At 53.0% G+C, this 26456-nt stretch carries 23 protein-coding genes and 1 riboswitch; of the genes, 16 read left to right on the top strand and 7 right to left on the bottom strand.

What is annotated here, in order from left to right:
• The 9 genes from VI01_RS19400 to rpoC all read left to right on the top strand — a co-directional run.
• A partial coding sequence (locus VI01_RS19400; protein WP_045816331.1) for an EF-Tu/IF-2/RF-3 family GTPase occupies positions 1-612 on the top strand: 612 nt, incomplete at its 5' end.
• A 227-nt stretch (positions 613-839) separates the two neighbouring features.
• A complete protein-coding gene (secE, locus tag VI01_RS19395) occupies positions 840-1223 on the top strand; it encodes a preprotein translocase subunit SecE (protein WP_039381824.1) in 384 nt (127 codons plus the stop codon).
• 1 nt (position 1224) lies between these two features.
• Complete coding sequence (gene nusG, locus VI01_RS19390) at positions 1225-1770, top strand: transcription termination/antitermination protein NusG (RefSeq protein ID WP_010616908.1); 546 nt, start codon at positions 1225-1227, stop codon at positions 1768-1770.
• A gap of 147 nt (positions 1771-1917) precedes the next feature.
• Positions 1918-2346 carry a 50S ribosomal protein L11 gene (gene rplK / locus VI01_RS19385; RefSeq protein ID WP_034828899.1) on the top strand — a complete coding sequence of 143 codons (429 nt, stop codon included), beginning with the start codon at positions 1918-1920 and terminating at the stop codon, positions 2344-2346.
• Positions 2347-2349: 3 nt separating this feature from the next.
• The gene (rplA, locus tag VI01_RS19380; protein ID WP_034828901.1) at positions 2350-3054 is read left to right on the top strand and encodes a 50S ribosomal protein L1; all 705 of its coding nucleotides are present in this window, start codon (positions 2350-2352) and stop codon (positions 3052-3054) included.
• A gap of 351 nt (positions 3055-3405) precedes the next feature.
• Positions 3406-3903: a 50S ribosomal protein L10 gene (rplJ, locus tag VI01_RS19375; RefSeq protein ID WP_045816330.1), complete on the top strand. Its 498-nt coding sequence runs from the start codon at positions 3406-3408 to the stop codon at positions 3901-3903.
• 66 nt (positions 3904-3969) lie between these two features.
• Positions 3970-4332 carry a 50S ribosomal protein L7/L12 gene (rplL, locus tag VI01_RS19370; protein WP_034828906.1) on the top strand — a complete coding sequence of 121 codons (363 nt, stop codon included), beginning with the start codon at positions 3970-3972 and terminating at the stop codon, positions 4330-4332.
• A gap of 328 nt (positions 4333-4660) precedes the next feature.
• Positions 4661-8689: a DNA-directed RNA polymerase subunit beta gene (gene rpoB / locus VI01_RS19365; RefSeq protein ID WP_034828907.1), complete on the top strand. Its 4029-nt coding sequence runs from the start codon at positions 4661-4663 to the stop codon at positions 8687-8689.
• 78 nt (positions 8690-8767) lie between these two features.
• The gene (rpoC, locus tag VI01_RS19360) at positions 8768-12991 is read left to right on the top strand and encodes a DNA-directed RNA polymerase subunit beta' (RefSeq protein WP_045816329.1); all 4224 of its coding nucleotides are present in this window, start codon (positions 8768-8770) and stop codon (positions 12989-12991) included.
• A 61-nt stretch (positions 12992-13052) separates the two neighbouring features.
• On the opposite strand, the gene VI01_RS19355 is transcribed toward rpoC, so the two are convergent.
• Complete coding sequence (locus tag VI01_RS19355; protein ID WP_038643751.1) at positions 13053-13241, bottom strand: DUF1127 domain-containing protein; 189 nt, start codon at positions 13239-13241, stop codon at positions 13053-13055.
• Positions 13242-13415: 174 nt separating this feature from the next.
• Between VI01_RS19355 and VI01_RS19350 the strand changes: the two genes are divergently transcribed.
• Positions 13416-14870 carry a PLP-dependent aminotransferase family protein gene (locus VI01_RS19350; protein ID WP_045816328.1) on the top strand — a complete coding sequence of 485 codons (1455 nt, stop codon included), beginning with the start codon at positions 13416-13418 and terminating at the stop codon, positions 14868-14870.
• A gap of 156 nt (positions 14871-15026) precedes the next feature.
• Here the strand turns inward: VI01_RS19350 and thiE are convergent, their stop codons facing one another.
• The 3 genes from thiE to VI01_RS19335 form a co-directional block, all read right to left on the bottom strand.
• On the bottom strand, positions 15027-15674 hold the full coding sequence (gene thiE / locus VI01_RS19345) for a thiamine phosphate synthase (RefSeq protein ID WP_045816327.1): 648 nt from the start codon (positions 15672-15674) through the stop codon (positions 15027-15029).
• Complete coding sequence (gene thiC / locus VI01_RS19340; protein WP_045816326.1) at positions 15671-17596, bottom strand: phosphomethylpyrimidine synthase ThiC; 1926 nt, start codon at positions 17594-17596, stop codon at positions 15671-15673. Before thiC ends, thiE begins: the two co-directional genes overlap by 4 nt.
• Positions 17597-17686: 90 nt before the next feature.
• Positions 17687-17787, bottom strand: a riboswitch (TPP riboswitch).
• 256 nt (positions 17788-18043) lie between these two features.
• Positions 18044-18550, bottom strand: coding sequence for an Rsd/AlgQ family anti-sigma factor (locus VI01_RS19335; RefSeq protein ID WP_038643743.1), 507 nt, complete (start codon positions 18548-18550; stop codon positions 18044-18046).
• Positions 18551-18638: 88 nt separating this feature from the next.
• On the opposite strand from VI01_RS19335, the gene nudC reads away from it, so the two are divergent.
• The 6 genes from nudC to VI01_RS19305 all read left to right on the top strand — a co-directional run bounded on the left by nudC (position 18639) and on the right by VI01_RS19305 (position 23038).
• The gene (gene nudC / locus VI01_RS19330; protein WP_045816325.1) at positions 18639-19412 is read left to right on the top strand and encodes an NAD(+) diphosphatase; all 774 of its coding nucleotides are present in this window, start codon (positions 18639-18641) and stop codon (positions 19410-19412) included.
• 39 nt (positions 19413-19451) lie between these two features.
• Positions 19452-20519 carry a uroporphyrinogen decarboxylase gene (gene hemE / locus VI01_RS19325; RefSeq protein ID WP_034828917.1) on the top strand — a complete coding sequence of 356 codons (1068 nt, stop codon included), beginning with the start codon at positions 19452-19454 and terminating at the stop codon, positions 20517-20519.
• A gap of 2 nt (positions 20520-20521) precedes the next feature.
• Positions 20522-21190 carry a deoxyribonuclease V gene (gene nfi / locus VI01_RS19320; protein ID WP_045816324.1) on the top strand — a complete coding sequence of 223 codons (669 nt, stop codon included), beginning with the start codon at positions 20522-20524 and terminating at the stop codon, positions 21188-21190.
• A 62-nt stretch (positions 21191-21252) separates the two neighbouring features.
• Positions 21253-21843, top strand: a complete 591-nt coding sequence (locus VI01_RS19315) for a YjaG family protein (protein WP_034828920.1) — start codon at positions 21253-21255, stop codon at positions 21841-21843.
• Between the two features lie 188 nt (positions 21844-22031).
• Positions 22032-22304, top strand: coding sequence for a nucleoid-associated protein HU-alpha (gene hupA / locus VI01_RS19310; RefSeq protein WP_006121511.1), 273 nt, complete (start codon positions 22032-22034; stop codon positions 22302-22304).
• Between the two features lie 68 nt (positions 22305-22372).
• On the top strand, positions 22373-23038 hold the full coding sequence (locus VI01_RS19305; protein WP_045816323.1) for a DUF1481 domain-containing protein: 666 nt from the start codon (positions 22373-22375) through the stop codon (positions 23036-23038).
• Between the two features lie 41 nt (positions 23039-23079).
• Here the strand turns inward: VI01_RS19305 and purD are convergent, their stop codons facing one another.
• The 3 genes from purD to VI01_RS25770 form a co-directional block, all read right to left on the bottom strand.
• Positions 23080-24360, bottom strand: a complete 1281-nt coding sequence (gene purD, locus VI01_RS19300; RefSeq protein ID WP_045816322.1) for a phosphoribosylamine--glycine ligase — start codon at positions 24358-24360, stop codon at positions 23080-23082.
• Positions 24361-24379: 19 nt separating this feature from the next.
• The gene (gene purH, locus VI01_RS19295) at positions 24380-25969 is read right to left on the bottom strand and encodes a bifunctional phosphoribosylaminoimidazolecarboxamide formyltransferase/IMP cyclohydrolase (RefSeq protein ID WP_045816321.1); all 1590 of its coding nucleotides are present in this window, start codon (positions 25967-25969) and stop codon (positions 24380-24382) included.
• 263 nt (positions 25970-26232) lie between these two features.
• On the bottom strand, positions 26233-26456 hold a 224-nt coding region (locus tag VI01_RS25770; RefSeq protein WP_231638562.1), incomplete at its 5' end, for a hypothetical protein.

The raw sequence follows: 26456 nt of genomic DNA, 5'->3' as shown, positions 1-26456 counted from the left end.
CTGGCTGGTCACCTGGATAACTACATCCCAGAGCCAGTACGTGCAATCGACCTGCCGTTCCTGCTGCCAATCGAAGACGTATTCTCAATCTCTGGCCGTGGTACTGTTGTTACCGGTCGTGTTGAGCGCGGTATCGTGAAAGTAGGCGACGAAGTTGAAGTTGTTGGTCTGAAAGACACCGTTAAGTCTACCTGTACCGGCGTTGAAATGTTCCGCAAACTGCTGGACCAGGGTCAGGCAGGCGAGAACTGTGGTGTTCTGCTGCGTGGTATCAAGCGTGAAGATATCGAGCGTGGTCAGGTTCTGGCTAAGCCGGGCACCATCAAGCCACATACCCAGTTCACTTCAGAAGTTTACGTACTGTCTAAAGATGAAGGCGGCCGTCATACTCCGTTCTTCAAAGGCTACCGTCCTCAGTTCTACTTCCGTACTACTGACGTGACCGGTGACGTTCAACTGCCAGAAGGCGTTGAGATGGTAATGCCAGGCGATAACGTAAAAATGACCGTTACCTTGATCAAGCCAATCGCTATGGATCAGGGCCTGCGTTTCGCAATCCGTGAAGGCGGCCGTACTGTTGGTGCGGGTGTTGTTGCTGAAATTATCGCTTAATTGCGATAACATTTGACGCAATGCATATGGAAAGGGCATCATTTGATGCCCTTTTTGCACGCTGTTACATAGAACCTGGCTCATCAGTGATTTTCGATCATAATCATTGCTGAGACAGGCTCTGGTTTACGGCGTCGGATACCGAGTTACGCCCAAAAGCTCATTCGGTTTGGATGCCTCGCTCTGCGGGGCAGAATTGTTTCTGAATTATTGTGGCAGGTTGGTTTATGAGTGCGAATACCGAAGCTCAAGGGAGCGGGCGCGGCCTGGAAGCGATAAAGTGGGTTGCTGTCATCGCGTTGCTGTTAGTCGCCATCGTTGGCAACTATCTCTATCGCGACATTACGCTGCCTCTGCGCGCGCTGGCTGTCGTAGTACTGATCGCTGCGGCGGGCGGCATTGCGTTGCTGACTATTAAAGGCAAAGCGACCGTGGCTTTTGCTCGTGAAGCAAGAACTGAAATGCGTAAGGTCATTTGGCCGACTCGCCAGGAAACATTGCACACCACGTTAATCGTTGCCGCGGTCACTGCCGTGATGTCACTGATTTTGTGGGGGCTGGATGGAATTCTGGTCCGTCTGGTATCGTTTATCACTGGCCTGAGGTTCTGAGATGTCTGAAGCTCCAAAAAAACGCTGGTACGTCGTTCAGGCGTTTTCCGGTTTTGAAGCCCGCGTAGCGAAGTCGCTGCAAGAGCATATCAAACTGCACAACATGGAAGAACTGTTTGGCGAAGTCATGGTGCCGACTGAAGAAGTCGTTGAAATCCGTGGTGGCCAGCGCCGTAAAAGCGAACGTAAGTTCTTCCCTGGCTATGTGCTGGTGCAGATGGTGATGAATGACGCCAGCTGGCACTTAGTGCGTAGCGTACCACGTGTCATGGGCTTCATTGGCGGTACTTCTGACCGTCCTGCGCCGATTAGTGATAAAGAAGTCGATGCGATTATGAACCGCCTGCAGCAGGTGGGTGATAAGCCGCGTCCAAAAACGCTGTTCGAGCCAGGCGAGATGGTACGCGTCAACGACGGTCCATTTGCCGACTTCAACGGTGTGGTCGAAGAAGTGGATTACGAAAAGAGCCGCCTGAAGGTCTCTGTGTCCATCTTTGGCCGTGCAACACCAGTCGAACTCGACTTTGCTCAGGTGGAGAAAGGTTAACCCTTTTGTTCACTTTTTAGCTCTTGCGGAAGGCGCGAAATTTACCTATAATTTCGCGCCTTTTGTTTTTATGCGCTAGCAATAGCGCGTAAATCGTAATCACGGGGAGCCTGTTTTCAGGCGCTATAACCCATTTGAGGAATTATCATGGCTAAGAAAGTACAAGCCTACGTCAAGCTGCAAGTTGCAGCTGGTATGGCGAACCCAAGTCCACCTGTTGGTCCAGCACTGGGTCAGCAGGGTGTTAACATCATGGAATTCTGTAAAGCGTTCAACGCCAAAACAGAATCTCTGGAGAAAGGCCTGCCTACTCCAGTTGTTATCACTGTATACAGCGACCGTTCTTTCACCTTCGTTACCAAGACCCCTCCGGCTGCCGTACTGCTGAAAAAAGCAGCGGGCATCAAGTCTGGTTCTGGTAAGCCGAACAAAGACAAAGTCGGTAAAGTTTCTCGTGCTCAGGTACGTGAAATCGCAGAAACTAAAGCTGCGGACATGACTGGTGCTGACGTAGAAGCGATGACTCGCTCTATCGAAGGTACTGCACGTTCCATGGGCCTGGTAGTAGAGGATTAAGAAATGGCTAAGCTGACCAAGCGCATGAGCGTAATCCGTGACAAAGTTGATGCGACCAAGCAGTACGACATCGCTGAAGCTATTGCTCTGCTGAAAGAACTGGCAACTGCTAAGTTCGTTGAGAGCGTTGACGTTGCTGTTAACCTCGGCATCGATGCACGTAAATCAGATCAGAACGTTCGCGGCGCGACTGTTCTGCCACACGGTACTGGTCGTTCAGTACGTGTTGCTGTATTTACCCAAGGCGCAAACGCAGAAGCTGCTAAAGCAGCTGGCGCTGAGCTGGTAGGTATGGAAGATCTGGCTGACCAGATCAAAAAAGGCGAAATGAACTTTGACGTTGTTATTGCATCTCCAGATGCAATGCGCGTTGTTGGCCAGTTGGGCCAGGTTCTGGGTCCACGCGGCCTGATGCCAAACCCGAAAGTTGGTACTGTAACTCCTAACGTTGCTGAAGCAGTGAAAAACGCTAAAGCTGGTCAGGTTCGTTATCGTAACGACAAAAACGGCATCATCCACACTACCATTGGTAAAGTGGACTTCGACGCTGACAAACTGAAAGAAAACCTGGAATCTCTGCTGGTTGCGCTGAAAAAAGCGAAACCTTCACAGGCTAAAGGCGTGTACATCAAGAAAGTTAGCATCTCTACCACCATGGGCGCCGGCGTTGCCGTCGACCAGGCTGGTCTGAGCGCAGCAGCAAACTAATTGCTGCTTGAAACGGGCGAAAAATTCATCTAGAATCTTACGCCCGTTGTTCTGATTGAGCATTCAATTCAGAACCCAGATTCAAAGTTGCTGAATGTATAAGCCTAAAAGCTCTTATGTTCAGTGGCTTAGGTTGGAGCCAGGCCTTATCCTGGCCTCCGTCCAAGACCGCAGGAGCGGGATTATCTTCGGATAACTTGCTTAATACCCTGCGTAGACGGTGACAGAACCAAAAAGAATTTTTTCTTCGCTGGATTCTGCTCACCGTGTAATAGCGCTCAGTGCCTTCGGGTAGCTGAGTGAAGTGAGTTCCGGGAAATCTTTCCCGGTCAAATCCAGGAGCAAAAGCTAATGGCATTAAATCTTCAAGGCAAACAAGCGATTGTTGCTGAAGTTAGCGAAGTAGCCAAAGGCGCGCTTTCAGCGGTTGTTGCGGATTCCCGTGGCGTTACCGTTGATAAAATGACCGAACTGCGTAAAGCAGGTCGTGAAGCTGGCGTTTACATGCGTGTTGTTCGCAACACCTTGCTGCGCCGCGTCGTTGAAGGAACTCAGTTTGAGATCCTGAAAGACACGTTTGTTGGTCCGACCCTTATTGCATACTCTATGGAACACCCGGGCGCTGCTGCTCGTCTGTTCAAAGAGTTCGCGAAAGCGAATGCAAAATTTGAGGTCAAAGCTGCAGCCTTTGAAGGTGAGCTGATCACGGCGGCCAATATTGACCGTCTGGCAACTCTGCCGACTTACGAAGAAGCACTGGCACGTCTGATGTCGACCATGAAAGAAGCCGCTGCTGGCAAACTGGTTCGCACTCTGGCTGCTGTACGCGATGCAAAAGAAGCGGCTTAAGCCCATCTTCTTTTCCTTCGTACTTGCTAACGTATAAACTTTTTCTGTTTTTTAGGAACAATCGATATGTCTATCACCAAAGATCAAATTCTGGAAGCAGTAGCAGCTATGTCCGTAATGGAAGTAGTTGAGCTGGTTTCTGCTATGGAAGAAAAATTCGGCGTTTCTGCTGCTGCTGCTGTAGCTGTTGCTGCTGGCCCAGCTGAAGCTGCTGAAGAGAAAACTGAATTCGACGTAATTCTGAAAGCTGCTGGCGCTAACAAAGTTGCCGTAATCAAAGCAGTTCGTACTGCAACTGGTCTGGGCCTGAAAGAAGCTAAAGACCTGGTTGAAGCTACCGGTGTTATCAAAGAAGGCATCAGCAAAGATGACGCAGCTGCTCTGGAAGCACTGCTGAAAGAAGCTGGCGCTGAAGTTGAAGTTAAGTAAGACAACCTTCGGGTTGCAGCCTGAGTAACATTAGGCTGATGGCTGGTGACTTTTGGGTCACCAGCTTTTTTGCGCTTCAGGGGAATGATGGCGTTTCACACTGTTTGTCCATTGTTTCTCTTCAATATCTTTTTCTATCGACGACTTAATATATCGCTTTCCTGTGAGGGTTCCCTGCCTGCACAACGGCGATGAAATGATTTAAGAGTGATAGAAAGATGTATTGCATGGGGTGTTACGCATCGCATGAAAAACAAAATAGTGTTGCATGAACTGTCCCTTCAGGACGGACAGCGTGGTTCGACATGTCAGCTAGCTGAGGAACCCTATGGTTTACTCCTATACCGAGAAAAAACGTATTCGTAAGGATTTTGGTAAACGTCCACAAGTACTGGACATACCTTATCTCCTTTCTATCCAGCTTGACTCGTTCCAGAAGTTTATCGAGCAAGATCCAGAAGGCCAATACGGTCTGGAAGCAGCCTTCCGCTCCGTATTCCCAATCTCAAGCTACAGCGGCAACTCTGAGTTGCAGTATGTCAGCTACCGTTTGGGTGAGCCGGTCTTTGACGTAACTGAATGTCAGATCCGTGGTGTGACCTATTCGGCACCGCTGCGCGTGAAACTGCGTCTGGTGATCTACGAGCGTGAAGCGCCGGAAGGCACCGTAAAAGACATCAAAGAACAAGAAGTGTACATGGGTGAAATTCCACTCATGACCGACAACGGTACCTTTGTTATCAATGGTACTGAGCGTGTTATCGTTTCTCAGCTGCATCGTAGTCCTGGCGTGTTCTTTGACAGCGATAAGGGTAAAACGCACTCTTCCGGTAAAGTGCTTTATAACGCACGTATCATCCCTTACCGCGGTTCATGGCTCGACTTCGAGTTTGACCCGAAAGACAACCTGTTTGTCCGTATTGACCGTCGCCGTAAGCTGCCGGCCAGTATCATTCTGCGCGCACTGCACTACACCACTGAACAAATCCTTGATCTGTTCTTTGACAAAGTCGTGTATGAAATCCGCGATAACAAACTGCAGATGGAACTGGTGCCTGAGCGCCTGCGTGGTGAAACCGCCAGCTTCGATATCGAAGCCAATGGCACGGTCTACGTTGAGAAAGGTCGTCGCATCACTGCGCGTCATATTCGTCAGCTGGAAAAAGACGGTATTCAACACATTGAAGTCCCAGTTGAATACATTGCTGGCAAAGTCGTCGCTAAAGATTACGTTGACCTGAACACCGGCGAGCTGATTGTTCCTGCGAACATGGAACTGTCACTGGATCTGCTGGCTAAACTGAGCCAGTCAGGCCACAAGCGCATTGAAACGCTGTTCACCAACGACTTGGATCACGGCCCATACATTTCAGAGACCCTGCGTGTTGACCCAACCAACGATCGCCTGAGCGCCCTGGTTGAGATCTACCGTATGATGCGTCCTGGTGAGCCGCCAACGCGCGAAGCTGCAGAGAACCTGTTCGAGAACCTGTTCTTCTCAGAAGATCGTTACGATCTGTCTGCAGTTGGCCGTATGAAGTTCAACCGTTCACTGCTGCGTGATGAAATCGAAGGTTCAGGTATCCTGAGCAAAGACGACATCATTGAAGTGATGAAGAAACTGATCGGCATCCGTAACGGTATTGGCGAAGTCGATGATATCGACCACCTCGGCAACCGTCGTATCCGTTCAGTCGGTGAGATGGCTGAGAACCAGTTCCGTGTGGGTCTGGTGCGTGTTGAGCGTGCTGTTAAAGAGCGTCTGTCTCTGGGCGATCTCGATACCCTGATGCCTCAGGACATGATCAACGCCAAGCCAATCTCGGCGGCGGTGAAAGAGTTCTTCGGTTCCAGCCAGCTGTCCCAGTTTATGGATCAGAACAACCCGTTGTCTGAGATCACGCATAAGCGTCGTATCTCTGCTCTGGGCCCAGGTGGTCTGACGCGTGAGCGTGCAGGCTTCGAAGTGCGTGACGTACACCCAACCCACTACGGTCGTGTGTGCCCAATCGAAACGCCTGAAGGTCCGAACATCGGTCTGATCAACTCCCTTTCTGTTTACGCGCAGACTAACGAATACGGCTTCCTTGAGACTCCGTACCGTCGCGTGGTAGATGGCAAAGTGAGTGATGAAATTCATTACCTCTCTGCAATCGAAGAGGGTAACTACGTTATCGCTCAGGCGAACACCAACCTTGCTGAAGACGGTAGCTTTGTTGACGATCTCGTCACTTGCCGTAGCAAAGGTGAATCAAGCCTGTTCAGCCGTGATCAAGTTGACTACATGGACGTTTCGACCCAACAGGTCGTTTCAGTCGGTGCGTCACTGATTCCATTCCTGGAGCACGATGATGCTAACCGCGCCTTGATGGGTGCGAACATGCAACGTCAGGCAGTACCAACCCTGCGCGCTGATAAGCCGCTGGTCGGTACCGGTATGGAACGCGCAGTAGCGGTTGACTCCGGTGTAACTGCCGTAGCGAAACGTGGCGGTTCCGTTCAGTACGTTGATGCTTCTCGTATCGTTATCAAAGTTAACGAAGATGAGATGTATCCGGGCGAAGCGGGTATCGACATCTACAACCTGACCAAGTACACCCGTTCTAACCAGAACACCTGCATCAACCAGATGCCATGTGTGTCCCTGGGTGAGCCAATCGAGCGTGGCGACGTGCTGGCAGATGGCCCGTCTACCGATCTCGGTGAACTGGCGCTGGGTCAGAACATGCGCGTGGCATTCATGCCATGGAACGGTTACAACTTCGAAGACTCCATCCTCGTTTCTGAGCGTGTTGTCCAGGAAGACCGTTTCACCACTATCCACATCCAGGAACTGGCGTGTGTGTCTCGTGACACCAAGCTGGGGCCAGAAGAGATCACCGCTGACATCCCGAACGTGGGTGAAGCTGCGCTCTCCAAACTGGATGAATCCGGTATCGTGTATATCGGTGCGGAAGTGACCGGTGGTGACATTCTGGTCGGTAAAGTGACGCCGAAAGGCGAAACCCAGCTGACGCCAGAAGAGAAACTGCTGCGTGCTATCTTCGGTGAGAAAGCGTCTGACGTTAAAGACTCTTCTCTTCGTGTTCCTAACGGTGTTTCCGGTACGGTTATCGACGTTCAGGTCTTTACTCGCGATGGCGTAGAAAAAGACAAACGTGCACTGGAAATCGAAGAGATGCAGCTGAAGCAGGCGAAGAAAGACCTGTCTGAAGAACTGCAAATCCTCGAAGCGGGCTTGTTCAGCCGTATTCAGGCTGTCCTGATCTCGGGTGGTGTTGAAGCTGAGAAGCTGGACAAACTGCCACGTGAGCGCTGGTTGGAACTGGGCCTGACTGACGAAGAGAAGCAAAACTCTCTCGAGCAGCTGGCTGAGCAGTATGACGAGCTGAAGCACGAGTTTGAGAAGAAACTCGAAGCTAAGCGTCGCAAAATCACTCAGGGCGATGACCTGGCACCAGGCGTGCTGAAAATCGTGAAAGTGTACCTGGCGGTTAAACGTCAGATCCAGCCTGGTGACAAGATGGCAGGTCGTCACGGTAACAAAGGTGTTATCTCTAAGATCAACCCGATCGAAGATATGCCTTACGATGAGAACGGTACGCCGGTCGACATCGTACTGAACCCGCTGGGCGTACCGTCACGTATGAACATCGGTCAGATTCTGGAAACCCACCTGGGGATGGCAGCGAAAGGCATCGGTGAGAAGATCAACGCGATGCTCAAGAAGCAGGAAGAAGTTGCCAAACTGCGTGAGTTCATCCAGCGTGCTTACGATCTGGGCACTGATGTGCGTCAGAAAGTTGATCTGAACACCTTCACTGACGATGAAGTTCTGCGTCTGGCTGAGAACCTGAAAAAAGGTATGCCAATCGCAACGCCAGTGTTCGATGGTGCGAAAGAGAGCGAGATCAAAGAGCTGCTGCAGCTCGGCGGCCTGCCTTCTTCTGGCCAGATCACCCTGTTCGACGGCCGTACCGGTGAGCAGTTCGAGCGTCAGGTAACCGTAGGTTACATGTACATGCTGAAACTGAACCACCTGGTTGACGACAAGATGCACGCACGTTCTACCGGCTCTTACAGCCTCGTTACTCAGCAGCCGCTGGGTGGTAAGGCGCAGTTCGGTGGTCAGCGCTTCGGTGAGATGGAAGTGTGGGCACTGGAAGCATACGGTGCTGCGTATACCCTGCAGGAAATGCTGACTGTTAAGTCTGATGACGTGAATGGCCGTACGAAGATGTATAAAAACATCGTCGATGGCAACCATCAGATGGAACCAGGCATGCCGGAATCCTTCAACGTACTGTTGAAAGAGATTCGCTCGCTGGGTATCAACATCGAGCTGGAAGACGAGTAAGTACTCGCAAGTACTGGTTACGGGACGTGCACTTAAGGTGTGCGTCCCTGAGAGTTCCACTCCGACGGGAGCTAATCCGTGAAAGACTTACTTAAGTTTCTGAAAGCGCAAACTAAGACCGAAGAGTTTGATGCGATCAAGATCGCTCTGGCCTCGCCAGATATGATCCGTTCATGGTCTTTTGGTGAAGTTAAAAAGCCAGAAACCATTAACTACCGTACCTTCAAGCCGGAGCGTGACGGTCTTTTCTGCGCCCGTATCTTTGGGCCGGTAAAAGATTACGAATGCCTGTGCGGTAAGTACAAGCGTTTAAAACATCGTGGCGTGATCTGTGAGAAGTGTGGCGTTGAAGTTACACAGACCAAAGTCCGTCGTGAGCGCATGGGCCACATTGAACTGGCTTCTCCGACTGCGCACATTTGGTTCCTGAAATCACTGCCTTCGCGTATCGGCTTACTGCTGGATATGCCACTGCGTGATATCGAGCGCGTACTGTACTTCGAATCATATGTTGTGATCGAAGGCGGTATGACCAACCTGGAAAAACGTCAGATTCTGACTGAAGAGCAGTACCTTGATGCGCTGGAAGAGTTCGGTGACGAATTCGACGCGAAGATGGGTGCGGAAGCTATCCAGGCGCTGCTGAAAAATATGGATCTGGAGCAAGAGTGCGAGCAGCTGCGTGAAGAGCTGAACGAAACCAACTCCGAGACCAAACGTAAAAAGCTGACCAAGCGTATCAAGCTGCTGGAAGCGTTCGTTCAGTCTGGCAACAAGCCAGAGTGGATGATCCTGACCGTTCTGCCGGTTCTGCCGCCAGATCTGCGTCCGCTGGTACCGCTGGATGGTGGTCGTTTCGCTACGTCGGATCTGAACGATCTGTACCGTCGCGTTATCAACCGTAACAACCGTCTGAAGCGTCTGCTGGATCTGGCTGCGCCAGATATCATCGTACGTAACGAAAAGCGTATGCTGCAGGAAGCGGTAGATGCCTTGCTGGATAACGGCCGTCGCGGTCGTGCCATCACTGGCTCTAACAAACGTCCTCTGAAATCTTTGGCCGACATGATCAAAGGTAAGCAGGGTCGTTTCCGTCAGAACCTGTTGGGTAAACGTGTTGACTACTCCGGTCGTTCTGTTATCACCGTAGGTCCATACCTGCGTCTGCATCAGTGCGGTCTGCCGAAGAAAATGGCACTGGAGCTGTTCAAACCGTTCATCTACGGCAAGCTGGAACTGCGTGGCCTCGCGACCACCATCAAAGCTGCTAAGAAGATGGTTGAGCGTGAAGAAGCTGTCGTTTGGGATATCCTGGACGAAGTGATCCGCGAACACCCAGTACTGCTGAACCGTGCACCAACCCTGCACCGTTTGGGTATTCAGGCATTCGAACCTGTTCTGATCGAAGGTAAAGCGATCCAGCTGCACCCGCTGGTTTGTGCGGCATATAACGCCGACTTCGATGGTGACCAGATGGCAGTTCACGTACCGCTGACGCTGGAAGCTCAGCTGGAAGCGCGTGCGCTGATGATGTCTACCAACAACATCCTGTCACCTGCGAACGGCGAGCCAATCATCGTTCCTTCTCAGGACGTTGTACTGGGTCTGTACTACATGACCCGTGACAAAGTGAATGCGCGCGGCGAAGGCATGGTGCTGACTGGCCCGAAAGAAGCTGAGCGTGTTTATCGCGCTGGCCTGGCCGAGTTGCATGCTCGCGTTAAAGTGCGTATCACCGAGTACAGCAAAAACGAACAAGAAGAGTTCGTCGCGAAAACCAGCTTAATCGACACCACCATTGGTCGTGCGATTCTGTGGATGATTGTGCCGAAAGGTCTGCCTTACTCCATCGTCAACCAGGCGCTGGGTAAGAAAGCTATCTCTAAGATGCTGAACACCTGTTACCGCATCCTGGGCCTGAAGCCGACCGTTATCTTCGCTGACCAGACCATGTACACCGGCTTTGCTTACGCAGCCCGTTCAGGTGCCTCTGTAGGTATCGACGACATGGTGATCCCGGCTAAGAAAGCGGAAATCGTGGCAGAAGCAGAAGCGGAAGTTGCTGAGATTCAGGAACAGTTCCAGTCTGGTCTGGTGACTGCTGGCGAACGTTACAACAAAGTCATCGATATCTGGGCCGCAGCGAACGAACGCGTTTCCAAGGCGATGATGGACAACCTGCAAACCGAAACCGTGATCAACCGTCACGGCGAAGAAGAGCAGCAAGTCTCGTTCAACAGCATCTACATGATGGCCGACTCCGGTGCGCGTGGTTCTGCAGCTCAGATTCGTCAGCTGGCCGGTATGCGTGGTCTGATGGCTAAGCCAGATGGCTCAATCATCGAAACGCCAATCACCGCGAACTTCCGTGAAGGGCTGAACGTACTCCAGTACTTCATCTCGACGCACGGTGCGCGTAAAGGTCTTGCGGATACCGCACTGAAAACCGCTAACTCCGGTTATCTGACGCGTCGTCTGGTAGACGTTGCGCAGGACTTGGTGGTGACCGAAGACGACTGTGGTACTTTCGAAGGCATCATGATGACTCCGGTTATCGAAGGTGGCGACGTTAAAGAACCACTGCGTGAGCGTGTACTGGGTCGTGTGACCGCAGAAGACGTGCTGAAGCCAGGTACTGCAGACATCCTGATCCCGCGTAATACGCTGATCGATGAGCACTGGTGTGATGTGATCGAAGAGAATTCGGTCGATGCCATTAAAGTGCGTTCTGTTGTTGGTTGTGAAACCGACTTTGGTGTGTGTGCACACTGCTACGGTCGCGACCTGGCACGTGGTCACATCATCAACAAAGGTGAGGCCATCGGCGTTATCGCAGCACAGTCCATCGGTGAGCCGGGTACACAGCTGACGATGCGTACGTTCCACATCGGTGGTGCGGCATCTCGTGCGGCTGCTGAATCCAGCATCCAGGTGAAGAACAAAGGTACTATCAAGCTGACCAACGCGAAGTCAGTAACCAACTCCTCCGGGAAGCTGGTTATCGTCTCTCGTAACGTTGAGCTGAAAATGATCGACGAGTTCGGTCGTACCAAAGAGAGCTATAAAGTCCCTTACGGCGCAATGATGGCCAAAGGTGATGGCGAGCAGGTTGCCGCGGGCGAAACCGTAGCAAACTGGGATCCGCATACCATGCCAGTTATCACGGAAGTGGGCGGTTTCATTCGCTTCACTGACATGATCGATGGTCAGACGATTACTCGTCAGACTGATGACCTGACTGGTCTGTCATCGCTGGTGGTTCTGGACTCTGCAGAGCGTACTGCGGGTGGTAAAGATCTGCGTCCTGCGTTGAAAATTGTTGATGCCAACGGAAATGATGTGCTGATTCCGGGTACCGACATGCCAGCACAGTACTTCCTGCCGGGCAAAGCAATTGTTCAGCTGGAAGATGGCGTTAAGATCAGTGCCGGTGACACGCTGTCGCGTGTTCCGCAGGAATCTGGCGGTACCAAGGACATCACCGGTGGTCTGCCACGCGTTGCTGACTTGTTCGAAGCGCGTCGTCCGAAAGAGCCAGCTATCCTGGCCGAGATCAGCGGTATTATCTCGTTCGGTAAAGAGACCAAAGGCAAGCGTCGTCTGGTGATTACGCCAGTTGATGGTAGCGATCCGTACGAAGAGATGATTCCGAAATGGCGTCAGCTGAACGTATTCGAAGGTGAGCGTGTAGAACGTGGTGACGTTGTTTCTGACGGCCCAGAGTCTCCACACGACATCCTGCGTCTGCGTGGCGTCCATGCGGTTACACGTTACATCACTAACGAAGTGCAGGAAGTTTACCGTCTGCAAGGCGTTAAGATTAACGATAAACACATCGAAGTCATCGTGCGTCAGATGCTGCGTAAAGCAACCATCGCCAGCGCGGGCAGCACCGAGTTCCTGGAAGGTGAGCAGGCTGAATACTCTCGCATCAAGATCGCGAACCGCGACCTCGAAGCGAACGGCAAAATTGGCGCAACCTTTATGCGCGATCTGCTGGGTATCACCAAAGCTTCTCTGGCAACCGAATCGTTCATCTCTGCAGCATCGTTCCAGGAGACCACACGTGTCCTGACCGAAGCAGCAGTAGCAGGCAAGCGCGATGAACTGCGCGGCCTGAAAGAGAACGTGATCGTGGGTCGTCTGATCCCGGCCGGTACCGGTTATGCTTACCATCAGGATCGTATGCGTCGCCGTTCTGTAGGTGAAGCACCGGTTGCACCGCAGGTTACTGCGGATGAAGCCTCTGCAAGCCTGGCAGAACTGCTGAACGCCGGTCTTGGCGGTAGCGACAACGAATAATCGTCTGCGATAGCTGACCCATAAAAAACCCTGCTTCGGCAGGGTTTTTTTTCGTCTTTAATCAGCCCTTACGGCAGATATCGTGGCGGGTCAGGCCAATGTCGCGTAGTTGTGCATCGCTTAAGTGAGACAGAATTTTGCGAGTCTCACGGCGCGCGCGCCATCTCTTGATGGCGCGCCCTGCACCGCGAACCATGTCCAGTAGTGTTACATCAAATGGTTTTGCTGCGCGGTTTTGATCGAATTCCATTATGAATGCCCTCATCAGTTGTCTGTGAGGTATTGTCCAGTTCTTGTGCATTTCAATACAGATTCAAAAATCACTTATTATTAACATACAGATTGCGCACGATAGGATCTGAATGGTAAAAAAAGGGATGATCTGTACTGATTTAGATTTAGTGAACTCGAGGGGAATCATACGATGACGCGTTACCAACATCTGGCTTGCTTGCTCTCAGACAGGATTGAGCAGGGACTCTATCGTAGCGGTGAACGCTTACCCTCGGTGCGTACGCTGAGTATTGAACATGGTGTGAGCATCAGCACCGTGCAGCAGGCGTATCACCTGCTGGAAGAGAAACAGCTTATTGTGCCGCAGCCGCGCTCTGGCTATTTCGTTGCGACGCGCAAAGCCACACCTCCTGTTCCTGCGTTAACCCGCCCGGTACAACGCCCTGTCGAGATCACCCAGTGGGAATCGGTGCTGGAGTTATTAAGCAGCCGCAACAGCGGTAACGTGCTGCAATTAGGTAGCGGCATGCCCGACCTTACCCAGCCGACCTTAAAGCCATTATGGAAAATTCAGAGCCGAATGGCGCAGAAGCAGGATCTTGACCAGCTCAATTATGACAGTCTGTTAGGCGTTGCGGCCTTGCGTGAGCAGGTCGCACGCTTAACTATCGATAGCGGTTGTCAGCTCACCGCAGAGGATATTGTGATCACCACGGGCTGCCATGAAGCGCTGTCCGTGTCGATCCGCGCGGTGTGTGAGCCGGGTGATATCATCGCCGTTGAATCTCCGACTTTCCATGGCACGATGCAGACCCTGCGTGGGCTTGGTATCCGTGCCATTGAAATCCCTACCGATTCGGTGACGGGCATTAGCCTCGAAGCCCTGGAGCTGGCATTCGAGCAGTGGCCCATTAAAGCGGTGGTGGTGGTGCCAAACTGCAATAATCCGCTGGGATTTATCATGCCTGAAGCGCGCAAGCGTGCGCTGCTGGCACTGGCTCAGCGTTTTGATGCAGCAATCATCGAAGACGATGTCTATGGCGAACTGGCATGGGAGTACCCACGACCCATCACCATTAAATCTCTGGACATGGATGGCCGGGTGTTGCTGTGTAGCTCATTTTCTAAAACGCTGGCACCCGGGTTACGAGTGGGTTGGGTGGCGCCAGGGCGTTATCGCGACCGCGTTTTGCATATGAAATATATCGGCACCGGCTCAACGGCCACACAGCCGCAACATGCAGTGGCCGAATTTATTCGTCTTGGCCACTACGGGCCACATCTACGCCGGATGCGTCAGGTTTATCAGCGCAACTACGAGACCTTTAGTTGCTGGGTGCGTCACTACTTCCCCTGCGGTATCTGTGTTTCACGTCCGCAGGGCAGTTTCCTGATGTGGATCGAGCTACCAGAAGCGTTTGATGCCGTTCGGCTTAACACCGAACTGAGCACGTTGAACATTCAGGTTGCAGTCGGATCGCTGTTTTCTGCCTCGGGAAAATATCGCAACTGCTTACGTCTGAATTATGGTTTGCCCATTAATGAGCATACTGAACAGGCCATCGCCCAACTTGGCGCTGCGGTGGAGCAGGCCATGCACGCCTGTCATATAGAAACGGAACCCGCTTCATCCCTGACGGATTAAAGTGGAAAGGCAGGGCTGGAGAGAGGGGTAGACCAGCCCTGGCCCACTGCCAGCGACAGCGGGCAGGCACACTTTATCCTGACCGGAAAAACACGCTAGCCCGTAGGAAGCGGACTGCGCGTGAGATTCCAGCCAATTTACCCTGATTGCAGAACGTTACAGCGCTTCTGCGGGCTGGGTTCCAGCATCAACCAGTGCCAGCAGCTCCTGTGTCGCCTGGCGCCAGTCTTCCGCCTGGGTAATGGCGCTCACCACGGCAACGCTTCCTACGCCAGTGGCCAAAACTTCAGGTACGCGCGCAAGGGATATACCGCCAATCGCCACAGTCGGTATATCCTGCAACCGTGCCATGTGGCGTTTCAGTTCCATGACGCCCTGCGGTTCTGAAGGCATATCTTTGGTTTGCGTAGGGTAAATGTGTCCCAGTGCAATGTAGGAAGGACGCAGCGCCAGCGCGCGGTCCAACTCGGCATCATCATGAGTCGATAACCCCAGACGCAAACCTGCCTGGCGGATAGCGTCCAGATTGGCCACGTCTAAATCTTCCTGACCAAGATGCACGCCATAGGCGTTGTATTTAATTGCCAATCGCCAGTAATCGTTGATAAACAGGCGTGCACGGTACTGCTTGCCCAGCGCAATTGCCTCGCGCACTGCGTCTTCAACTTCATGATCCTGGCAATCTTTGATGCGCAACTGGATGGTGCGAACGCCAGCCTCCAGTAAGCGTGCAATCCACTCTACGCTATCAACAACAGGGTACAGCCCCAGTTTCGGGGCCGTGGCTGGAAAGGCATCGGTCATACTTTTTCCTCTTTAAGGGCATCGGCGGCGTGATAAAGCTCGCCACCACGACTGCGGAAGGCATCCGACATCTGCGGCATGCCAATTTCAATTGGATGGGCTTCTGCCTGCTGGCGAGCAGCATATTCGCGCACTTCCTGGGTAATTTTCATCGAACAGAATTTTGGACCGCACATTGAGCAGAAGTGAGCCACTTTGCCCGATTCCTGTGGCAATGTCTCATCGTGATAAGCGCGTGCCGTATGCGGATCGAGCGCCAGATTGAACTGATCCTCCCAGCGGAATTCAAAACGTGCTTTCGACATGGCGTTATCGCGGATCTGTGCGCCGGGATGGCCTTTGGCCAGATCGGCAGCATGCGCGGCGATCTTGTAGGTAATCAGCCCCTGCTTCACATCTTCTTTATTGGGCAAACCGAGGTGCTCTTTCGGTGTGACGTAACACAGCATGGCGCAGCCAAACCAACCAATCATCGCGGCACCAATGCCGGAGGTAAAGTGATCGTACCCAGGGGCGATATCGGTGGTCAGTGGGCCAAGCGTGTAAAACGGCGCTTCGTGACAGTGCTCTAACTGTTCGGTCATGTTGCGGCGGATCATCTGCATGGGCACATGGCCTGGACCTTCAATCATCACCTGCACATCGTATTCCCAGGCAATTTTTGTCAGCTCACCTAGCGTGTGCAATTCGGCAAACTGGGCTTCATCGTTGGCGTCCTGAATCGATCCTGGGCGCAGACCATCGCCGAGTGACAGCGCGACATCATAAGCCGCGCAGATCTCGCAGATTTCACGGAAGTGCAGATAGAGGAAGCTTTCCTGATGATGTGACAGGCACCACTTCGCCATGATCGAACCACCACGCGAGACAATACCGGTCAGACGTTTAGCCGTCATCGGCACATAGCGCAGCAGCACACCGGCGTGAATAGTGAAGTAATCCACCCCCTGTTCTGCTTGTTCGAGCAGAGTATCGCGGAAGATCTCCCAGTTAAGATCCTCCGCCACGCCGTTCACTTTCTCCAGTGCCTGATAAATGGGCACAGTGCCAATCGGCACCGGGCTGTTTCGCAAAATCCACTCGCGCGTTTCATGGATATAGCGTCCTGTGGAGAGGTCCATCACGGTATCCGCGCCCCAGCGTGTTGACCACACCAGTTTCTCCACTTCCTCTTCAATCGATGAACTCACCGCTGAGTTGCCTATATTGGCGTTCACCTTCACCAGAAAGTTACGGCCAATGATCATCGGCTCGGATTCGGGGTGATTAATATTGGAGGGTATGATAGCGCGACCGCTGGCAACTTCCTGGCGCACAAATTCGGCGGTGATATTTTCCGGCAGATTGGCACCGAAACTGTGGCCCGGGTGCTGTTGCAGTAGCACTTCACCACGAATACGTTCGCGGCCCATGTTTTCTCGCACCGCAATAAATTCCATCTCGGGTGTAATCATGCCCTGACGTGCGTAATGCAGTTGCGTGACGCAGCGGCCAGCTTTAGCACGGCGCGGCTGCGGTAACTGCTCGAAGCGCAGGTGATCCAGCCCTTCATCGGCTAAGCGTTGCTGGGTGTATTGCGAACTCAGTTGGTGGATAGCCTCACTGTCATCGCGTTCGGCGATCCAGTTTTCACGTAATCGGCTTAATCCCCGATGCACATCAATGGTGGCCGCGGGATCGCCATAAGCACCCGCCGTGTCATATACCGGCACCGGCTCGTTGTGCTCATACTGCGGATTCTCTTTTGTACCGCCAATGTGTGTTGGGCGGAGCTGGATTTCGCGCATTGGCACACGGATATCCGCTCGGCTGCCGGTGATCCAGATACGTTTGGATTGGGGGAAAGCCGTGCCCTGCAGCGAATCGATAAATTCCTGCGCTTGTGCACGTTGTTCACGACGAGAAGTTTTAGCAACAGACATAGCAAATTTCCTGAATTAAGGGGAAGTTGCTTGTCCAGAGTTCGGAAGGAGTAACAGGGACGATGCCGGGCGCCAACACGCATCGCTCTGTGAATGTCTACTCTTGTTCCCTTCGCAGGTACTAACCTGATCAGGTTCCGCGGATCCCGAATAAACGGTCTCAGCCCCTTAGGGCACTCCGACAAGGTTGAATTTTACGATATAAGCTACTTTGCTTGCCATTTCACGCCTGGGCAGTGCTCGTGTCCGTCACGTACTACGTGTACGCTCCGGCCCCTGCGCACTGTCCGAGCGTGGACTTGCTGCGCACGCTACGCTTATATCGCAAAATTTGACTCTAGATTGCTTTAAAGAGACGCATAAAAACGTGAATAGGTCCCAATAAAAAAGCCCATTCAGCATAAGAGGGCTTTTTCGGAATAACAAGTTTTTTACATGGGCCCGAGGTTAAGCGGGGCGAGCCATGCTGCTTTCGTTGGCGACCGGTGGGCGTGCCAGCTGGTTATCCCAGGCGAGTTGCACCAGCTTATCTTCCAGCGTGAAGCGCGACTCCAGTACTTCACCCACTTCGGATAACGCCTTCTGGAATTCTACGCAGTTATCGTCGTTGATGGCCTGCTGCAGATGGCTGTCATACAGTTGCATCATGCGATCGGTATTTGCTTCCAGAGCGGGATAGAGTTGGGCGGCCGCAATGAGCGGGCTATCGCCCTCCATCTCACTGATAATGCGTTCATAAATACTGAAATGACCGGTTGAGAGGTAATCAACCAGGCCGTGGCAAAACGCATCCAGCGCCTGTTCATCCAGAGCACTGAGCGCCTCTTTGTGTGGCTTGATGCCAATTAATGCGTAATAGCTGACAAGCAACTGTCGGCGCGCGCGCAGCCACGCATCAACGAGTTCATTATCGCCACTTACACGCCTGGCCAGGTCATCTAACTGGGTAAGCATATGGGGCTCCGGGTGAGTTATAGTTATCCATTCCACACTTAACATCAGGATTTCAGCGTGCCATTTGACGCTAAGGACAACGAATAAGATGCAACGTGAGATCTCAAGCGTAGACGCTGGCTGGTGGATTGTCAGCCATGAACAAAAACTTTGGCTACCGCAAGGTGAACTGCCGCATGGCTTATCCGGCGATTTTAGCCTGACAGGAAAAACCGCGATTTTGATTGGTGAATGGCAGGCGGAGAATGTCTGGCTGATACGTGAATCACGACCTGACAATATGGGATCTGTTCGCCAGCTTATCGACGAAGATGTTGGGCTTTTCCAGATGGTTGGGCGCGGAGTTCAACTCGCCGAATTCTACCGCTCACACCGCTGGTGTGGCTACTGCGGCCACGAAATGCACCTCAGTAAACGCGAATTTGCCTGCCTGTGTCACCATTGCCGTGAGCGCTATTACCCGCAAATCGCACCGTGCATCATCGTAGCGATTCGCCGGGGGGAGGAGATTCTGCTGGCCAACCATGCGCGTCATCGCAACAGCATTTACACAGTATTAGCTGGCTTTGTTGAGGTCGGGGAGACGCTGGAGCAGGCCGTCGCGCGTGAAGTGATGGAAGAGAGCAACGTCCGGGTTAAAAATGTCCGTTATGTCACCTCGCAGCCTTGGCCGTTCCCGCATTCGCTAATGATGGCGTTTATGGCCGAGTACGAAGGCGGAGACTTGCAGCATGATGGCAAAGAGTTGCTGGATGCCGGCTGGTATCGCTATGACGATCTGCCCTTGTTACCGCCACCGGGCACGGTGGCACGACGGTTGATTGAAGATACCGTTGCCCTGTGTCGCGCCAGCGCGCCGTGAAAATGCTACACTGGCGGCCTTAGCATGAGAGAGCCCATTATGAGTGAACTGAAGAACGATCGTTATCTGCGTGCCCTGTTACGTCAGCCGGTGGATGTCACCCCTGTATGGATGATGCGACAAGCCGGGCGTTATTTGCCGGAGTACAAAGCCACGCGTGCTGAAGCCGGTGATTTTATGTCGCTGTGTAAGAATGCGGAGCTGGCGTGCGAAGTCACCCTGCAGCCGCTGCGTCGTTATGCGCTGGATGCTGCGATCCTCTTCAGCGATATCCTGACGATTCCTGATGCGATGGGGCTGGGGCTCTATTTTGAAACGGGCGAAGGTCCGCGCTTCTCAAATCCTATTACCTGCCGTGCAGATGTAGACAAACTGCCGATTCCGGATCCAGAAGATGAGCTGGGTTATGTGATGAATGCGGTGCGTACCATTCGCCATAATCTGAAAGGCGAAGTGCCTTTGATCGGTTTCTCTGGCAGCCCATGGACGTTGGCAACCTACATGGTTGAAGGCGGCAGCAGCAAAGCGTTCACCAAAATTAAAAAGATGATGTATGCCGAGCCGCAAACCCTGCATAAGCTGCTGGATAAGCTGGCTGACAGTGTCATCCATTACCTGAACGCCCAGATCAAAGCCGGTGCACAGTCGATTATGGTCTTCGATACCTGGGGCGGCGTGCTGACAGGCCGCGATTACCGTGAGTTTTCACTCTACTATATGCACAAAATCGTCGATAGCGTGCTACACGAGAACGAAGGTCGCCGTGTGCCGATTACGCTGTTCACCAAAGGGGGTGGTCAGTGGCTGGAAGCTATCGCAGCGACCGGATGTGATGCACTGGGTCTGGACTGGAGCACCGATATTGCCGATGCACGTCGTCGCGTGGGTGACAAAGTTGCGTTGCAGGGCAACATGGATCCTTCCATGCTGTATGCGCCTCCGGCACGTATCGAGCAGGAGGTGGCCACTATCCTTGAAGGCTTTGGCGCGGGTGAAGGGCACGTCTTCAACCTCGGTCATGGCATTCATCAGGATGTGCCGCCAGAGCACGCCGGTGCTTTCGTCGAAGCCGTACATCGCCTGTCTCGCCCTTATCATCAGGGCTAAGCATGGATTTGGCCGCGCTGCGGGCTGAACAGTTACAACGCGCTGCTAATGTGGTGCGGCAGGATGATTTTGACATCCTGCCGCCTCGTTTTATCGCTGGTGCGGACGTCGGTTTTGAACAGGAAGGTGATGTCACGCGTGCGGCACTGGTGGTATTAGAATATCCCTCATTGCAACTCGTGGAGCACCGTATAGCGCGCATCGCGACCACCATGCCTTACATCCCGGGTTTCTTATCGTTTCGCGAAGTCCCCGCACTGCTTGCAGCCTGGCAGCAGCTCACACACCAACCCGATCTTTTATTCGTTGATGGTCATGGTATTGCCCATCCCCGCCGCCTCGGCGTGGCTGCGCATTTTGGCTCGCTGGTGGATGTTCCAACCATTGGCGTGGCGAAAAAACGGCTCTGCGGGCGTTTTACCGAATTGGATGCTGAACCGGGAAGCCGCCAGCCACTGATGGATAAAGGCGAACAAATTGGTTGGGTGTGGCGCAGCAAAACGCGCTGCAACCCTCTGTTCGTCTCAACCGGGCATCGTGTCAGTATGGACAGCGCGCTGAATTGGGTGGAGAGATGTACCGCGGGCTATCGTTTGCCCGAGCCTACACGCTGGGCCGATGCGGTTGCTTCTGGCCGTCCTGCGTTTCTACGTTGGCAAAATGCGCGTTAACGCTGTTTGCGCGCGGCTTTTGCGGTACACTGCCGCCAGCTAACCTATTGAGAGTAAGTTTGATGTTACAGAACCCCGTCCATTTGCGTCTGGCGAAGCTGGAAAGCTGGCAGCATATGACCTTTATGGCCTGTCTGTGCGAGCGGATGTTCCCCAATTATTGGGCCTTCTGTCAGCAGACTGAATTCGCCGATCCGCAACTCTATCGTCGCATCCTTGACCTTGTCTGGGAGAGCCTGACGGTCAAAGACGCCAAAATTAACTTCGATAGCCAACTGGAGAAGCTGGAATCAGCGATTCCGAATGGCGATGATTTTGATATTTATGGTGTCCACCCAGCAATCGATGCCTGTGTTGCGCTGAGCGAAGTTGTGCATGCACAGCTCAGCGGTGAAACCCTGGAACACGCAATCGAAGTCAGCCGTACGTCGATTACCACCGTTGCGATTCTGGAAATGACGCAGGCCGGTCGTGAAATGACCGATGAAGAGCTGCGCGAAAATCAGGCGGTGATTGATGAATGGGATCTGCAGTGGGAGATTTTCCGCCTGCTGGCAGACTGCGAAGAGCGCGACCTTGAGCTGATTAAGGGGTTACGTTCTGACCTGCGCGAAGCGGGAATCAGTAACATCGGTATACTTTTTCAGCAATAAGGCGATAAAACGTGACTTCAGGCCTGAATTACCGCGCCTGGAGGCTTCACATCAGCCCCCTGTCTGGTCTACATTTGGGGGGCTGAAAATTGTGGCTATCTTTGCGTGCAGGTTGAAGAGTGCCAGAATATGGCTTTTCCCTCGCACTCGTTGCTTAGCAAGCGATAAATACACTTTAAGGATAACTTATGAACAAGACTCAACTGATTGATGTGATCGCAGAGAAAGCTGACCTGTCAAAAACCCAGGCTAAAGCTGCGCTGGAATCTACCCTGGCTGCGATCACTGAGTCTCTGAAAGAAGGTGATGCTGTACAACTGGTTGGTTTTGGTACTTTTAAAGTGAACCACCGCGCTGAGCGTACCGGTCGCAACCCACAGACTGGTAAAGAGATCAAAATCGCGGCAGCTAACGTGCCAGCGTTCGTCTCTGGTAAAGCTCTGAAAGACGCTGTTAAGTAAGTTTTCCGCATCGCGGTTTAAGCTTTAAAAGAGGGGCGACACGCCCCTTTTTGTTATTGGGGCCTGTCATGCTGAACACGATTACTCAGCGCGTCTGCGCCCTGTTACTCGGTGCGCTGCTCGCGGGCTGTAGTTCCACCTCTGATCTCCCTGCCTTTACGGCAAGCGGCTATCTGGCCGATCGTGGCACTGTGCGCATCTGGCGCAAGAACAGTGACCATCAGGCTGTTCATCTTCGCACTGTTTATACCCCTTTCAATGGCGATGCCATGGAAACCACTGACTACAACTGGCAACAGAACAAGCTGATCAGCGTTGAGCGCATTGTGGCGGGTGAGCAACCCGATGACGTGACGTTGCGTTTTGACCATCTGGGCAATCTTAATTTTATGCAGCGTCAGCTGGCCGGCCGTCGTGAAGCGGTAAGTGGTGATACGGTTGAACTCTATCGTTTCGACGCGCAACGCATGCTGGAGCAAAGTAATGCGTTGCTGAGTGGACGTGTATTGCTGAAGCAGGGGCATTGGCTGGGCGCTACGCAGGTGCGCGACTGTGATGGCAAAGTGGTGAATGCACCCTTTGATAACGGAATCATTGCCACGCTATCTCAGCAGCAGCAAAACCAGCCACAGTCGTTGATGGTGTCATGGTTGGAGGCACCTGAAGGCGTGCAGTTGTTGCGGGCGACGCCAGAGGATGAGTGCAGCTGGCAGCCGAAAGAGAGTGATTTCTGAGTGGGGAAAAACCAAGGGGCGCTGAGCGCGCCCCTTGATGATTACTTGCGATTAATTGCGCGGTAACCAATATCTTTACGGCAGAAGCTGCCTTCCCAGGAAATATGTTTCGCCAGCGCATAGGCATTCTTCTGCGCGGCAGCCACATCTTCGCCCAGTGCAGTGACGCACAGCACGCGTCCACCGTTGGTGACCACCACATCATCTTTCATCGTGGTACCCGCGTGGAATACTTTACCTTCCGGCACTTCTTCCAGTGGCAGACCGTGAATTTGATCACCGGTATTGTAATCCGCGGGATAGCCGCCAGCTGCCAGCACGACACCCAGCGATGGACGTGGATCCCACTGCGAAGTTTGCTGATCCAGCTTGCCATCCACTGCGGCCAGGCACAGTTCAACCAGATCAGACTGCAGGCGCAGCATGATCGGTTGTGTCTCTGGATCGCCAAAGCGGCAGTTGAACTCGATCACTTTCGGCTGACCGGCTTTATCGATCATCAGGCCGGCATACAGGAAGCCGGTATAGGTGTTGCCTTCCGCTTTCATGCCGTTAACGGTTGGCCAGATGATCTGGTCCATCACACGCTGGTGGATCTCATCGGTGACAACCGGGGCGGGCGAGTAAGCGCCCATGCCTCCGGTATTCGGGCCGGTATCACCATCGCCTACACGTTTATGATCCTGGCTGGTGGCCATGGGTAACACGTTGTCGCCATCCACCATCACGATAAAGCTGGCTTCTTCGCCGTCGAGGAACTCTTCAATCACGATACGATGGCCTGCATCGCCGAAAGCGTTGCCTGCCAGCATGTCCTGCACTGCAGCTTCTGCTTCAGCCAGTTCCATCGCGACAATAACGCCTTTACCAGCCGCCAGACCATCCGCTTTAATCACGATCGGTGCGCCTTTCTCACGCAGGTAAGCCAGCGCTGGCTCAACTTCCGTAAAGTTCTGGTATTCAGCGGTAGGGATCTGCTGGCGTGCCAGGAAATCTTTGGTGAAGGCTTTTGATCCCTCCAGCTGTGCAGCAGCCTGCGTTGGGCCAAAAATCTTCAGACCAGCAGCGCGGAATGCATCAACCACACCCATCACCAGCGGGGCTTCCGGGCCGACGATAGTCAGGCCGATATTTTCTTTTTGAGCAAAAGCCAGCAGGGCAGGCACATCAGTGGCGCTGATCGCCACGTTTTGCAACGCGGGCTCCAGTGCGGTACCGGCGTTACCCGGTGCCACAAACACGGTCTCAGCTAAAGGAGACTGTGCTGCTTTCCATGCCAGCGCGTGTTCACGTCCGCCATTACCAATCACTAAAATTTTCATCTATTAAAGCTCCAGACTATTAATGGCGGAAGTGACGCATGTCGGTGAAGATCATCGCAATACCGTGCTCATCAGCGGCGGCAATCACTTCATCATCACGGATAGAACCACCGGGTTGAATCACACAGCTGATACCCACAGCTGCCGCTGCGTCGATACCATCGCGGAATGGGAAGAAAGCATCAGACGCCATGGCTGAACCTTTAACTTCTAAACCTTCGTCGCCTGCTTTAATACCGGCAATTTTGGCAGAATAAACGCGGCTCATCTGTCCAGCGCCTATGCCGATAGTCATATTGTCACGTGCGTAGACAATGGCGTTGGACTTCACGAACTTGGCCACTTTCCAGCAGAACAGCGCATCACGCAGTTCCTGCTCGCTTGGCTGGCGCTGAGTCACGACACGCAGCTGACTGGCATCCACCATACCGAGATCGCGATCCTGAACCAGCAGGCCGCCATTAACACGCTTAAAGTCCAGTGCGGCAACACGGCCCTGCCACTGGCCACAAACCAGCACGCGAACGTTCTGTTTTGCTGCGGTGACTTTAAGTGCCGCTTCGCTGGCTGAAGGGGCAATGATCACTTCGACAAACTGACGGCTGATGATCGCCTGGGCAGTGGCTTCATCCAATTCGCGGTTGAAAGCGATGATGCCGCCAAAGGCAGAAGTTGGGTCGGTTTTGTAAGCACGCTCATAGGCGTCAAGAATAGAACCGCCCACGGCCACACCACACGGGTTGGCATGCTTAACGATCACGCAAGCCGCTTCATCAAATTCTTTCACACACTCAAGCGCGGCATCGGTATCGGCGATGTTGTTGTAAGAGAGCGCTTTGCCCTGAACCTGCTGTGCAGTCGCAACAGAAGCTTCTGCCACATTCTCTTCTATATAGAAGGCAGCGTCCTGATGGCTGTTCTCGCCGTAACGCATATCCTGCTTCTTGATGAAGTTGAGGTTCAGCGTACGCGGGAAGCGGCCGGCGGGTTCTTTGCTGTCGCTATGATAAGCCGGCACCAGGCTGCCAAAGTAGTTGGCAATCATGCTGTCGTAGGCTGCGGTGTGTTCGAAGGCTTTGATTGCCAAATCGAAACGGGTATCCAGCGTCAGGGAGTTTTCATTGGCGTCCAGCTCGGCGATGATGGCCTCGTAGTCGCTGCTCTTCACCACGATCGCCACATCTTTGTGGTTCTTCGCAGCGGAGCGCACCATGGTTGGGCCACCGATATCGATATTCTCTACCGCGTCTGCCAGTGAGCAATCGGGTTTGGCAACGGTTTGCGCGAAGGGATAAAGGTTTACCACCACCATATCGATAGGGTTGATCGCGTGCTCGGCCATGATCGCATCATCGGTGCCGCGACGGCCCAGAATACCGCCATGCACTTTCGGGTGCAGCGTTTTGACGCGTCCATCCATCATTTCCGGGAAACCGGTATAGTCAGAGACTTCGGTGACGGGCAGGCCCGCATCTGCCAGCAGGCGTGCAGTACCACCTGTGGAGAGCAGCTCAACACCACGACTGGAGAGTGCCTGAGCAAATTCGAGGATACCGGCTTTATCAGAAACACTGAGCAGAGCGCGGCGTACTGGACGACGTTGTTGCATGGTGGTTTTATCCCTTGGCTTTGTTTCGCATAAATAAGAGCGTTACATCAAGCTTAGCGTCTCTTTCTATATAGAAGAGAGCGCTTGCTTCATGTAACGCCCCAAAAGGGGCATCCTTGACGTCGCCGGGCATTGTAGCGAAAACGTTTGCGCGATGCTCGCCTAAATTCATCTGTCCGGATGAATGTGGATAACACTGTGTGTAAGTGGGTATAAGGCGGGGTTTTGCTGTGGAATGCAGCGAACAGTTGTTTTTGTTGAATTTAGCGGTTGCGCGCTGCGAACAACTCCCTATAATGCGCATCCATCGAGACGGCACAACGGTTTACGAAGTGCGGTGTTGACAGGAAGCTTCGATAAGAACTTCCGCCAGAGAAAAAATGCTGAAAAAAGTGTTTGACTCTGAAGGAGGAAAGCGTAATATACGCCACCTCGCAACAGCAGCTTAAGGCGCTGATTGCATCGCTCTTTAACAATTTATCAGACA

This window comes from Pantoea sp. SM3, from assembly GCF_000963995.1.
In the GTDB taxonomy this organism is placed as follows: Bacteria; Pseudomonadota; Gammaproteobacteria; order Enterobacterales; family Enterobacteriaceae; genus Pantoea; species Pantoea rwandensis_B.
Note: the sequence above shows the minus strand (reverse complement) of the source record. Positions and strands in the feature narration are given on the sequence as shown.